The following is a 12,061-nucleotide window of genomic DNA, read 5'->3' as shown; positions in this document are numbered from 1 at the left end:
GGCGTCCCGCCCGGCCCGGCCCCGCCCGGCCGCGGTCACGGGAGCAGTTTGCGGATGGGCGGTGCCCAGTTGGCGGGGTCGTCGCCCGCGCCGACGGCCGCGTCGGCCCCCAGCGGGGGCACGGCCCCGGGCGTCACGGCCACCACGGGCAGGACCCGGGAGCACGACGCCGCTCGCAGGCCCATCACGAACTCCCGGCCGACCTGCTCACTCGCCTCCACCAGGATGAGCGTGGGCACGAGCGAACCGCAGGCGTCGGGTTCGATCTCGCCGAACCGCTTCGGTACGACGACGCAGTCACCCAGGGCGGCCTCCAGGCCGTCGAGCTCGTCCTGGGCCACGCCCACGCTGAGGATGACCGAGGTCGGCAGCCCGGCCAGACGGCGGGCCCCGTGCAGCTCGGCCGTGTAATCGGTCTCGGCCGTGGGGTTGTAGTACTCGGCGTTCTCGAAGAAGCTGTCCTCGGTGACGGCCCGGGCCAGCTCGGACTGGCCCGTCTCCAGGTCGGCGGCCCACACGTTCCACGAAACGAAGCCCAAGCTGGCTTTGTTCATGGTGAGCACGGTGATGCCGGGCAGGTCGGTGGCCACGTGGGCCAGGCCTCGGTCAGCCAGCACGGCGGCCATCTGGGCCAGGATGTCCGACTCCACCGGGGTCTCCTCGGCCCGGACCACGAAGGTGTTGGGCCCGACCCGCAGGCAGGCGTGCCAGTAGCCGTCGAAGATGATCACGTCGCCTTCGATGTGGAGGGTCTCGCCGAACCCCCGCTGCGACGAGTTGTCGACGAAGGACTCGATCAGCTCCCGGTCGTCCATGGCCGCAGGCTACTGCCGCCTCGGTCGTTAACGGCCTCCACCCGGCGGACCATCACGACGTGGGGACCGATCCCGGGTACGTCGAACTCGGCGCTCACCGCCCCGAAGCCGGCACGGGCGTAGAAGCCGGTGGCCGCCACCCGGGCATTGCACCACAGCTCCCCGCCCCCACGGTGGCTGACGTGGCTGGCGCACGCCTCGACCAGTGCCCGCCCCAGGCCCAGGCCCCGCCAGCGGGCGTCGGTAGCCATGCCCCGCAGTCGCCAGGCCGGCCAGGGACCGCCGGGTCGGGCTTCGCGGTAGAGGGACGCGATGGCCGCCGCGGCCTCCTCCTCGCCGACCACGAACGCGCCGAAGTGGACCGTCGACGGGTCGTCGTCACCCGGGTACTCGGCTTCGCCCGCCGGGCGGCCCGGGCGTAGGACCGACAAGCGCAAGGGGCGAGTGGCGGTCACCGGGACGGTACGCACGTCGAAGGCGGTGGGTTGGTTGCTGGGCAACGACCGGACGGTAGCGGCTGTGCCGAGACGTGGCGCACGTTGCGTAGACGGGACGGTCCCTGGAGGGCCCGTTCCAGCGGCATCTACTCTGGAGGTGAGGAGGTGCGGCGTGATGTCACCGGAGGAGATCGAACAGCGGCGGTTCTCGGTGTCGCCCCAGGGTTACGACCAAGCCGAGGTCGACGCCTTCCTACGGGAGGTGGCGGCCACCCCACTGCATGGGAGCGCTACGCCCGGGACCGGTGGGCAGGCAGGAGGGGACGGTGCCGCCGGGCCTGAGACGAGCGAGGCCACGGCGACGGCCGAGCGGCGTGCCCAGGAGTTGCTGGAAGAGGCTCGCCGGGCCGCGCAGCGGGCCGACGAGGCCGAGGCCTTGGCCGAGCGGACGGCGGCCAGGCTCCGGGCTGAGGCCGAGAGCCAGGCCGCGGAGATGAGGGCGGCCGCCCGCCTGGAGGCGGCCGACCTGCTCGAGCAGGCGAGGCGCTCGGCGGCCGATCTACAGCGGATGGCCGAGCAGGGCTCCGACGCCGCCCAGGAGCTGCGCCGGGCCGCCGAACGCGACTGCGGTCATCTGCTGGCCGACGCTCAGGCGGCGGCCGACGACGTGCGCCGTCAGGCCTCGAACGAGCTGGCGGCCGCGTCTGATGCCCGCCAGCAGGCCGCCAGCGACGCGGCCGCGCAGGCCGCGGCCACCGACAGCGCCGAACGGGACCGCCGCCAGGCCCAGGTCGAGCTGGCGGCGGCGCGGGCCACCAGGTCGAGGGCGGAGGCCGAGGCCCGGACCGTGCTGGAGTCGGCCCAAGGTGAACTGGAGTCGGCCCGATCGGAGGTCGAGCGCATGGCCCGAGCCGTCGAGCAGGCCTGGCAGGAGACGGAGCGGGACACCGCCCGGGCGAGGGAGGTGGCGGCCGCCGAGCTCGACCTGGCCCGGCGCCAACGGGCCCTTCTCGAAGGTGAGGGGGTCAAGACCCGCGAGGCGGCCCAGCGGATGCTGGCCTCGACGCTCGACACCAGGGCCCAAGCCGAGCGGGAGGCGGCCGAGATGTTGGCCATGGCCGAGCGCGAGGGGGCCAAGACCAGCGAGGCCTTCCGCCAGAACCTCGAGGCGGCGCGCGACCTACGTTCCCAGGCGGCCCGCGTGCTGGCCCGCTCCCAGGAGGCGGCCCAGCAGGAGCTGCTCGCCCTGGCCGACCTCCAGGCGGCGGCCGAAGCCGAGCTCTCGCAGTGGCGGACGGCCGCCCGGGGGGAGCTGGACACCGCGGCCAGCCTGCGGGAGGCGGCCGCGGCCGAGGCCTCCCGTCTCCGGGAGGGGGCCCAGCGCGAGCTCGACGAGGCCCGCGAGCTGCGGGCGGCCGCCGAGCGGGAGGCCAACGACCTGCGCGACACCGCCCGCCGGGCGCTGGCCGCGGCCACCGAAGCGCGCGACCGGGCGGGGCGCGACGCCGAGGCCGAACTGCAACGTGCCCGCGAGGAGGCCGCGTCGCTGCGGTTGGAGGCCTCCCACGACCTCGAGGCCGCCCGGGAGGTGTTCGCCACCGCCCGCCGCGAGGTGGTTTCAGGCCCCGCTCGGCCTTCGTCGGGCCGGGGCCCGCAGGCCCGGGCACCCCGGGAAGGGCCCGGCGTCGGCCGGCTGGCGCCCGCCGCCGCGCCCGAGCCTCCCGGGCCCGCGGTACCCGGGCCCGGCGGCGACGGCGGGGGTGGTGGGACCGGGGCCGACGCAGGAGGCGGGGGCGAGGCTCAGCCGGCGGTGACGGGCAACCAGGGCGGCCTTGCCGACTCGTAGGCGGCGATGGCGTCGGCGTGGCGCAGGGTGGTCCCGATGTCGTCGAGGCCTTCGAGCAGCCGCCCGCGGGTGAAGTCGTCGAGGGGGAACGTCGTGTCGATCCCCGCGGCGGCGGCGGAGAGCGTCCGGGCCTCCACGTCGATCGTGACGACCAGGGCGGGGTCGGCCGTCACCGCGTCCAGCAGTCGGCGGCCGGTCTGGCCGTCGACCTGTACGGGGAGCAGGCCCGCCTTGGTGGCGTTGGAGCGGAAGATGTCGGCGAAGCGGGGCGATACGACGGCCTCGAACCCGTAGTCGGTCAGGGCCCACACGGCGTGCTCGCGCGACGAACCCGTCCCGAAGTTGGGCCCGGCCACCAGCACCTTGGCCCCCCGCCACTGAGGCTGGTTGAGGACGAAGTCGGGGTCGGCCCGCCACTGCGAGAACAGGCCTTCGCCGAACCCCGTGCGCTCGACCCGCTTGAGCCACTTGCTGGGGATGATCTGGTCGGTGTCGACGTCGGACCGGTCCAGCGGCAGGGCCGTCCCGGTGATCGTGCGGACGGGTTTCATGCCAGCTCCTCGGGGGTGGCGAAACGGCCGGCCACGGCGGTGGCCGCGGCCACCGCGGGCGAGACCAGGTGGGTCCGGCCTCCCCGGCCCTGGCGGCCTTCGAAGTTGCGGTTGGACGTCGAGGCGCAGCGCTCGCCGGGTTGGAGGACGTCAGGGTTCATGCCCAGGCACATCGAACAGCCGGCCGCCCGCCACTCGAACCCGGCGTCGGAGAACACCCGGTCCAGGCCTTCGGCCTCGGCGTCGGCCCGCACCTGCATCGAACCGGGCACCACCATGGCCCGCAACCCCGGGCGGACCTTGCGCCCTGCGACCACGGCCGCCGCGGCCCGCAGGTCTTCGAGGCGGGAGTTGGTGCACGAGCCGATGAACACCGTGTCGACGGCTATGTCGCGAACGGGGGTGCCGGCCGTCAGGCCCATGTAGGCCAGGGCCCGCCGGGCCGACTCGGCCTCGGCCGGGTCGGCGAGGGCGTCGGGGTCGGGCACGGTGGCATCGATGGGCACGACCTGGGCCGGGTTGGTGCCCCATGACACGTGCGGGCTCAGGGTGGTGGCGTCGATCGTGACCTGGCGGTCGAAGCGGGCGCCGGCGTCGGTGGCCAGGGACCGCCAGTCGTCGAGGGCCCGCTCCCAGGCCGCCCCCCGGGGCGCGTGGGGGCGGCCCTCGAGGTAGGCGAAGGTGGTGTCGTCGGGCTCGACCATGCCGGCCCGGGCGCCGCCCTCGATCGACATGTTGCAGATCGTCATCCGTCCTTCCATCGACAGGGCGCGGATGGCCGCCCCCCGGTACTCGATGACGTGGCCGATGCCGCCTCCGGTGCCGATCCGCCCGATGATGGCCAACACGACGTCCTTGGCCGTGACCCCGGCGGGCAGGTCGCCCTCGAGGTCGACCGCCATGGTCGCGGGCCGGGGCTGGGGCAGGGTCTGGGTGGCGAGCACGTGCTCGACCTCGCTGGTGCCGATGCCGAAGGCCAGCGCCCCGAAGGCCCCGTGGGTCGACGTGTGGCTGTCGCCGCACACGATGGTCATGCCCGGCTGGGTCAGGCCCAGGTCGGGGCCGATGACGTGGACGATGCCCTGGCGGGAGTGGCCCATGGGGTAGAGGCGGACCCCGAACTCCTCGCAGTTGCGGGCCAGGGCCTCGATCTGGCGAGCCGAGACAGGGTCGGTGACCGGGCCGACCAGGCCGCCCGCGCCCGTGGTGGTGGGCACGTTGTGGTCCATGGTGGCCACCGTCAGGTCGGGGCGGCGCACCGTCCGCCCGGCCAGACGCAGCCCGTCGAAGGCCTGGGGTGAGGTGACCTCGTGGACGAGGTGGAGGTCGACGTAGAGCAGGTCGGGCTCGCCCGGGGCCGACCTCACCACGTGGCGGTCCCAAACCTTCTCGCTCAAGGTCCGGGGCGGGGTAGGGGTCATCTCATTATCCGAGACGCTAGTCTTGCCATGTGAGAACTGTAAGCGGTGTGGGCGTGCTCGACAAGGCCGTTTGGGTGCTCGACGCCCTCGACGGCGGGCCCATGTCCCTCGCCGAACTGGTGAACGCCACCGGCCTGAGCCGCCCCACGGCCCACCGCCTGGCCCAGGCCCTCGAGGTCCACGGGTTCGTGGGCCGGGACGGCGGGGGCCGCTTCTGCCTCGGGCCTCGGCTGGCCACCGCCGGACTGGCCGCCCTGGCCCGGCCGGCCATGGAGCGCCTCCGGGAGGCCACCGGGGAGAGCGTGCAGCTCTACGTCCGCCGCGGCGAGCACCGGGTGTGCGTGGCCGCCCTTGAATCTCCCCACGGGCTCCGTACCATCGTGGAGGTGGGCGCCTCGTTACCGTTGGACCGCGGTTCGGCCGGCCGGGCCCTCGCCGCCGGTCCTCGCCGGCCCGGTCATCCCGGTTGGGCCGAGAGCGTCGAGGAACGCCAGCGGGGTGTGGCTTCGGTCAGCGCGCCGGTCACCGACGCCCAGGGCCGCACCGTGGCCGCCGTGTCCGTCTCCGGCCCCCTCGAACGCACCACCCGCCGGCCCGGGGCGCGCTACGGGGCCGCGGTGGTGGAGGCTGCGGGTGCCATCTCGGAGGCCCTGGCCCGTGGTTGAGCGCCGTCCTCGGTCGCTGTTGGTGCGGGCCGGCTCGGGTGGCCGATGGCCATGGGGCAGGCCCGTCGCCTCCCTGTGCCCCACCCGACGCGAGCCACAGTCACCGCGGGCGTGGGCCGCGGCTGCGATGGCCGTGGTGGTCCTGGCCGGGCCGGCCTGCTCGTCGTCGACGGAGACGCCGGGCCCGGGGACGGGCGCCAGTAGCCCCGAGCCGGCGGGCACCCCGACGACGGCCGTGGTCGGGGAGCTGGCCCCCTTGCCCCTGGCCCGCACCGAGGTGGCCGGAGCCTTCTGGGACGGCAAGGTCGTGGTCGCCGGGGGGCTCACCCTCGATGGCGGGGCCAGCGACCGGGTCGACCTGTACCTGCCCGGGGCCGACCGCTGGGAGCCGGGCGTGGCCCTGCCCGTGGCCCTCCACCACCTGGGGCTGGCCGTGCTGGGCGAGCGGCTCTATGCGGTAGGCGGTTACACCAACCCACCGGGGCGGGACTGGCAGGTCCGGGCCGACGTCTGGAGCCTGGGCCCGGGCGAGCGGGCCTGGCGGGCCGAGGTGGCCATGAGCAGGCCCCGGGGCGCCCAGGGGACGGCGGTGGCTGGTGGTCGCCTGGTGGTGGCCGGGGGAGTCACCGGCGGCCTGACCGGGACCAGCGAGTCGTGGGCCCCGGGGGAACCGGCGTGGCGCCCCGGGCCCGACCTGGCCCAGGCCCGCGAGCACCTGGGCATGGCCTCTCTCGGGGGCCGGGCCTACGCCATCGGCGGCCGCCTGGGCGGTTTCGACTCCAACCTGCGCACCGTCGAGTCATGGGCGCCCGGGGAGGCCGCCTGGCGGGCCGAGCCCATGCTGGCCGACACCCGGGGCGGGACGGCGGCCACCGAGGTCGCCGGCCGGCTGTGCGTGGCCGGCGGTGAGGAGACCCAGGGCACGATCGCCTCGGTGGAGTGCCTGGTCCCGGCCCAGGGCCGGTGGGAACGCCTGGCGCCGCTGGCCCAGCCCCGCCACGGGTTGGCCGTCGTGGGCGTGGGCCCCAACGTCCACTTCATCGGTGGCGGCCCCCAGCCCGGCCTGTTCGTCAGCACGGCCCACGAGGTCCAGGCCGGCTGAACCCCCGCGACCCCCCGCGACCGGCAAACCCGCGCGGGAATCGTGGGCGAAACGCCCACGATTCCCGCGCGGGTTTCGTGGGGTTGGGCCTCAGCCGATGGCGACGATGTCCACACGCATGGTGCCGCTGGGGGCCTCGTAGGCGACGGTGGTGCCCGTCGACTTGCCGAGCAGGGCTTGGCCGAGGGGCGATGCCGGGGAGATGACCCCCACGTCGTCGCGGCGCTCCTCGATGGAGCCGATGAGGTAGCGCTCAGTCTCGTCGTCACCCTCGTAGCGCAGGGTCACCACCGCCCCCGGGACGACCGTGCTGGCGTCGGCCGCGGCCTCGTCGTCGAGGACTACGGCCTTGTCCAAGATGGACTGGAGCTGGCGGATGCGGGCCTCCATGCGGCCCTGGTCCTCCTTGGCCGCGTGGTAGTCGGCGTTCTCGGACAGGTCGCCGAGCTCGCGGGCGCGCTCGATGATGCGGGCGATGTCGACCCGGCCCCGGGTCTCGAGGTCGGTCAGCTCGGTGCGCAGCCGGTCGTAGGCCGTGCGGGAAAGGCTGGTCTGTTGATTGGCCATGGGTGAACGCTTCCCCCATCTGGTGGCAAGTGGGTTGACGGAGCAGGGGCCGGTCACGGACACTGGAGGTCGCTGTGAGGCCTTTCGGCACCATCGTAATTCCGTAGCGCACCCGCCGGCACCCGCCGGGCGAGTGCGTCCACGACCGTCCACCGATGGTGGGCGGTTTCGCATTTGAGAGGACGTGTTGGGGCACAGGATCGGGGTCATCGGGGGCGACGGGATCGGCCCCGAGGTCGTGGCCGAGGCGCTCAAGGTCGTGCGCGCCGCTGGAGTAGACCTCGTCATGGAGGACTACGACCTGGGCGGGGCCCGCTACCTGCGCACCGGGGACATCCTGCCCGACGCCGTGCTCGACGAGCTACGGGGCCTCGATGCCATCCTGCTGGGGGCGGTGGGGACGCCCGAGGTAGCGCCCGGCGTCATCGAGCGGGGCCTGCTGCTGAGGCTGCGGTTCGAGCTCGACCTCTACGTCAACCTGCGCCCGTTCCACGGCGGCGGCCTCGACTTCACCGTCGTGCGGGAGAACACCGAGGGGAGCTACGCGGGCGAAGGCGGCGTCCTGCGCCGGGGCACCCCGCACGAGGTGGCCACCCAGGGCTCGGTGAACACCCGGATGGGCGTCGAGCGGTGCATGCGGTTCGCCTTCGAGCTGGCCGGGTCGCGGCCCCGGCGCCACCTCACGCTGGTCCACAAGACCAACGTGCTGGCCTTCGCCGGGGACCTGTGGCAGCGCACGTTCGACGAGGTGGCGGCCGAGCACCCCGAGGTCACCACCGCCTACAACCACGTCGACGCCGCCTGCGTCCATCTCGTGGAAGACCCAGCCCGCTACGACGTGATCGTGACCGACAACCTGTTCGGCGACATCCTCACCGACTTGGCCGGGGCCGTGACCGGAGGGATCGGCCAGGCGGCGTCGGCCAACCTCAACCCTCGCCGGACGGGCCCGTCGATGTTCGAGCCCGTCCACGGGTCGGCCCCCGATATCGTGGGCACGGGCAAGGCCAACCCCGTCGCCGCCGTACGTTCGGCGGCGATGATGCTGGACTTCCTGGGTGAGACGGGCGCAGCCGCCCGGGTCGCCGCTGCTTGTTCGGAGGCGCTGCCGTCGCCCGGCGCCACCACCACCGAGATCGGCGATGCCCTCGCAGAGCGCGTCGCAGACATGAACACGAAGGAGCCCTAGGCCATGCCGATCCAGACCGTCGACAAGATCTGGATGGACGGGGAGATGGTGCCGTGGGAGGAGGCCCGCGTCCACATCCTCACCCACTCGCTCCACTACGGCAGCGGCGTGTTCGAGGGCATCCGGGCCTACGCCACCAGCCAGGGCCCGGCCGTGTTCCGCCTCACCGACCACGTCAACCGGCTGTTCAACAGCGCCAAGGTCTACCTGATCGACATCCCGTTCACGCCCGAGCGGATCATCGAGGGCGTCAAAGAGACCGTGCGGGTCAACGGGCTCGACGCCTGTTACATCCGCCCGATCGTCTACTTGGGCTACGGCGAGATGGGCCTCAACCCCATGCCCTGCCCCGTCAATGTGTCGATCGCGGTGTGGCCGTGGGGTACCTACCTGGGCGAGGAGGGCATCCGCCGGGGCGTGCGCACCAAGATCTCCACCTGGACCCGCCACGACCCCAACGCCATGCCGGTGGCGGCCAAGGGCACGGGTATGTACGTGAACTCGTCCATGGCCAAGGTCGAGGCCCTCAAGGGGGGCTACGACGAGGCCATCCTGCTGTCGCCCCAGGGGTACGTGAGCGAGTGCACCGGCGAGAACCTTCTCATCGTGAAGAACGGGAGGCTGGTGAAGACGCCCTCGGCCGCGGGCGCCCTCGAGGGCATCACCCAGGCCTCGGTGGTCACGATCGCCCAGGACCTGGGCTACGAGGTCGTGGAGGCCAACCTGCTGCGGACCGACCTCTATCTCGCCGAGGAGGCCTTCCTCACCGGGACGGCGGCCGAGGTGGTGCCCATCCGGTCGGTCGACGACCGCGAGATCGGCGACCCCGGCCCCATCACCCGGGCCATCCAGGAGGTCTACTTCTCCACCGTGCGGGGCGAGGTCGACCGCTACAAGGACTGGCTGGAGCTCGTCCGGGCCTGACGCCGGTCGGCGGCCCTGGCGCCCGGCCGTCCCAGGGGCTACAAAGAGGCGATGTCGGCGCCTGACTACGTCCCGCCCACCACGGCCGACAAGCCGCGCTCGTCGCTGGCCCTGCCGCCCCCCGGGCGGTGGACGGCCAGCCGCCCCGCCGACCTGGTGGGGGGCCAGCCCACCGGTCAGCGTCTGGGCCGGCCCGGGCCCGATCAGGGTTACGTGCTCGTGCTGGTGTCGCAGTTCGAGGACAGGCTGCGCCTGGCCCCCGGGGAGCACCGGTCCGACGTGGTGGACGGGGTGATGGCCGTGGCCCTGCGGCGGGCCTCGATGTTCGGGCGGGCACCGGTGAACCACGACCTCGAGCTGGCCTTCGGCATGTTCGGCTTCCTCGACGACCCCGACAGCCTGCCCCCCGACCTGGTGGACTGGCGGGCCAAGGCCTTCCGGGGGGCGTCCCACGACTACTGGGAGCGGCGGGCCATCGCCGACCGGGTGCCGGCCGGCACCCTGCGGGTCACCCCGGCCGAGGCGCGTGCCCGGCTGGGGGACTGGCGCTCGTTGGTGGGTGCCGGCCAGTAGGGCCCGGGTGGCCCACCGGCGGGCGCCGGCCCATGGCCCCGGCGATCACGGTGGCGATCCCCGCGGCCAGCACGATGTCGCCACTGCTGATCACGGCCCGCAACGGGGGGACGGGGACCGAGTCGCCGAGGGCCCGAGCGAGGACGTCGCCGTCGTCGGCCACTACATGCTTGTAGAGGTGACCGCCGGTCACGTCATGGTCAGCGTCGAAGCCCGCGGCCCTCAGCGCCGACACCGACACAGGCATGCCCCCATAAGGGGCCATGGCGGCCAGGTTCATGGCCCAGCCGAGGGCGACGAGCCCCAGTCCGGCCCTCACGGCCGCCGACCGTCCCCGCACGTTGAGGCCGACCCACAGGCCGACCGCCGCGTAGGTGCCGAGCACGACCGGCCAGCGCCACGTCGCCGGAAGGCGGCCCAGCGCCAGCTGGGCACCCACGGCCGCGAACACGAGCAAGGGGGCCCGCAACCTGAGCGACCCGAGACCGCCGAGCCGGCCCCGGCGCGCCCAGCCGATGACCACCCCCAGGAGTACCGGCGCGACTATCATCACTGGAATGGGGGAGGGCGGCCAGGCATGCGACCAGGGGTGGGACCTGGGGTGGGAGTCGTAGTCGACGTGGCCGCGATGATACGGCCGGTCTTACCGCCGCCCGCGGCCCGCCTACCCGTGCCTACCGGAGTGTCAGAAGCCCTGGTAGATGGGGGCTCCCGCTGCCACCCACACACCCGCGAGCACACCGATGCTCGTCACCATACCAATGGCCCGCCGGCGGATCTTCCGAAGAGGCTGCATGTGCTCCGTTCCTTCATCTGAGGCCCAGCCCGGTTGTACTAGTCCGACATCAGAGACCGGAGCCCGTTCCCTGATACGTGCCAGTTGCTCGACCAACGGGGCCACATCGTGACCGTCACGGCCCTCGTCAAGGCGGCCGCCGATGGGGACACCGCGGCATGGGACGAGCTGGTGGAGAAATACGCCCGGCTCATCTGGGCCATCGCCCGCAGCCATGGGCTGTCGGTGGCTGACGCCGACGACGTCATGCAGACGACGTGGCTGCGCCTGGCCGAGCACCTGGTGAAGCTCCGTGACCCCGAGCGCATCGGGGCGTGGTTGGCGGTCACGGCCCGCAACGAGTCGCTGCGCCTGGCCCGCCGGGCCCGCCGTGACGTTCCCTTCGACCCCATGGTCGACATCCGGCGCCCGTCCGAGGGCGGCGAGGTGGACCGGGCCCTGCTCACCGAGGAGCGTGATCAGGCCCTGTGGCAGGCGTTCCAGTCGCTGCCCTACAACTGCCGGGTCCTCCTGCTGATGCTCACGACCGAACCCGGGTTCAGCTACGAGCAGATCGGCGAGAGCCTCGGGGTACCGATCGGCAGCATCGGGCCGACGAGGGGGCGCTGCCTGGATAAGCTGCGGGCCGAACCGGTGCTGAAGCGGTACCTGGAAGATCGGGCTGGGTCTATGAGAGGGGCGAGCTCGTGAACCTGGCTGCTGACGACCAGTGGATGCCCGACAACCTGGTGCGGGTCGTCACGGCGGCTGACCCGGTGCCCTATGACGTGCTCCAGTCGCTGCGGTCCTGCCTCGGGCGGCGCACCTTCGACGCCGAGCTGGCCGAGCTGGTCTACGACTCGGTGCTCGACGAGCAGGTCGGCGTGCGCAGTGCCCAGGGCGCCCGTCACCTGAGCTTCGAGGGTGGGAGCGTGGCCGTCGAGATGGCCGTCGTGGACGACCTCACGAACCGCCGGGTGGTGGGCCAGCTCGTGCCGCCCGTGCCCGGATCGGTCGAGGTCCGCCACCGCGACGGGTCGTTCCGGTTGGACGTCGACGCGCACGGCCGCTTCTTCGCCGAATCCGTCCCGCGCGGCCCGGTGAGCCTCCGGTGCCGCCCGCTCGGCAGCGACGAGGTCCTGGCCGTCACCGACTGGGTAGCCCTGTAGCGGCCCAATGCTTATGCCCTGCCTGGC

14 protein-coding genes are annotated in these 12,061 nt (G+C 73.4%); 8 read left to right on the top strand and 6 right to left on the bottom strand.

The window, feature by feature from the left end; genetic code table 11:
- Positions 1 to 35: 35 nt before the first annotated feature.
- Complete coding sequence (locus AB1673_07060) at positions 36 to 815, bottom strand: hypothetical protein (GenBank protein MEW6153732.1); 780 nt, start codon at positions 813 to 815, stop codon at positions 36 to 38.
- Complete coding sequence (locus AB1673_07055; protein MEW6153731.1) at positions 797 to 1,315, bottom strand: GNAT family N-acetyltransferase; 519 nt, start codon at positions 1,313 to 1,315, stop codon at positions 797 to 799. The genes AB1673_07060 and AB1673_07055 overlap by 19 nt, the downstream gene beginning before the upstream one ends.
- 112 nt (positions 1,316 to 1,427) lie before the next feature.
- Here AB1673_07055 and AB1673_07050 point away from each other — a divergent pair, with 112 nt between their 5' ends.
- On the top strand, positions 1,428 to 3,098 hold the full coding sequence (locus AB1673_07050; protein MEW6153730.1) for a DivIVA domain-containing protein: 1,671 nt from the start codon (positions 1,428 to 1,430) through the stop codon (positions 3,096 to 3,098).
- Here the strand turns inward: AB1673_07050 and leuD are convergent.
- Both leuD and leuC read right to left on the bottom strand, forming a co-directional pair.
- A complete protein-coding gene (gene leuD, locus AB1673_07045) occupies positions 3,053 to 3,649 on the bottom strand; it encodes a 3-isopropylmalate dehydratase small subunit (GenBank protein ID MEW6153729.1) in 597 nt (198 codons plus the stop codon). The two genes, AB1673_07050 and leuD, sit on opposite strands and share 46 nt — an antisense overlap.
- Positions 3,646 to 5,070 carry a 3-isopropylmalate dehydratase large subunit gene (gene leuC, locus AB1673_07040; GenBank protein ID MEW6153728.1) on the bottom strand — a complete coding sequence of 475 codons (1,425 nt, stop codon included), beginning with the start codon at positions 5,068 to 5,070 and terminating at the stop codon, positions 3,646 to 3,648. Before leuC ends, leuD begins: the two co-directional genes overlap by 4 nt.
- Before the next feature lie 29 nt (positions 5,071 to 5,099).
- Between leuC and AB1673_07035 the strand changes: the two genes are divergently transcribed.
- Both AB1673_07035 and AB1673_07030 read left to right on the top strand, forming a co-directional pair.
- Entirely contained in the window at positions 5,100 to 5,735 is a 636-nt protein-coding gene (locus AB1673_07035; GenBank protein MEW6153727.1) for an IclR family transcriptional regulator, read from the top strand.
- Positions 5,736 to 5,862: 127 nt separating this feature from the next.
- Entirely contained in the window at positions 5,863 to 6,837 is a 975-nt protein-coding gene (locus AB1673_07030) for a galactose oxidase (GenBank protein MEW6153726.1), read from the top strand.
- A gap of 90 nt (positions 6,838 to 6,927) precedes the next feature.
- Here AB1673_07030 and greA read toward each other — a convergent pair whose 3' ends face one another.
- Positions 6,928 to 7,404, bottom strand: coding sequence for a transcription elongation factor GreA (gene greA / locus AB1673_07025; GenBank protein ID MEW6153725.1), 477 nt, complete (start codon positions 7,402 to 7,404; stop codon positions 6,928 to 6,930).
- Between the two features lie 187 nt (positions 7,405 to 7,591).
- Here greA and AB1673_07020 point away from each other — a divergent pair, with 187 nt between their 5' ends.
- The 3 genes from AB1673_07020 to AB1673_07010 are packed head-to-tail and all read left to right on the top strand — an operon-like array spanning position 7,592 to position 10,090.
- A complete protein-coding gene (locus tag AB1673_07020; protein ID MEW6153724.1) occupies positions 7,592 to 8,593 on the top strand; it encodes a 3-isopropylmalate dehydrogenase in 1,002 nt (333 codons plus the stop codon).
- 3 nt (positions 8,594 to 8,596) lie between these two features.
- Positions 8,597 to 9,517, top strand: a complete 921-nt coding sequence (locus AB1673_07015) for a branched-chain amino acid transaminase (protein MEW6153723.1) — start codon at positions 8,597 to 8,599, stop codon at positions 9,515 to 9,517.
- Positions 9,518 to 9,568: 51 nt separating this feature from the next.
- On the top strand, positions 9,569 to 10,090 hold the full coding sequence (locus tag AB1673_07010; GenBank protein MEW6153722.1) for a hypothetical protein: 522 nt from the start codon (positions 9,569 to 9,571) through the stop codon (positions 10,088 to 10,090).
- Here the strand turns inward: AB1673_07010 and AB1673_07005 are convergent.
- Complete coding sequence (locus AB1673_07005; protein ID MEW6153721.1) at positions 10,026 to 10,640, bottom strand: DUF5317 family protein; 615 nt, start codon at positions 10,638 to 10,640, stop codon at positions 10,026 to 10,028. The two genes, AB1673_07010 and AB1673_07005, sit on opposite strands and share 65 nt — an antisense overlap.
- A 330-nt stretch (positions 10,641 to 10,970) precedes the next feature.
- On the opposite strand from AB1673_07005, the gene AB1673_07000 reads away from it, so the two are divergent.
- Both AB1673_07000 and AB1673_06995 read left to right on the top strand, forming a co-directional pair.
- On the top strand, positions 10,971 to 11,576 hold the full coding sequence (locus tag AB1673_07000) for a sigma-70 family RNA polymerase sigma factor (protein ID MEW6153720.1): 606 nt from the start codon (positions 10,971 to 10,973) through the stop codon (positions 11,574 to 11,576).
- Positions 11,573 to 12,034 (top strand): hypothetical protein, encoded by a 462-nt coding sequence (locus AB1673_06995; protein ID MEW6153719.1) that lies wholly within the window; start codon positions 11,573 to 11,575, stop codon positions 12,032 to 12,034. Before AB1673_07000 ends, AB1673_06995 begins: the two co-directional genes overlap by 4 nt.
- Positions 12,035 to 12,061 lie beyond the last annotated feature (27 nt).

The organism is Actinomycetota bacterium, assembly GCA_040754375.1.
In the GTDB taxonomy this organism is placed as follows: domain Bacteria; phylum Actinomycetota; class Acidimicrobiia; order Acidimicrobiales; family AC-14; genus JBFMCT01.
Note: the sequence above shows the minus strand (reverse complement) of the source record. Positions and strands in the feature narration are given on the sequence as shown.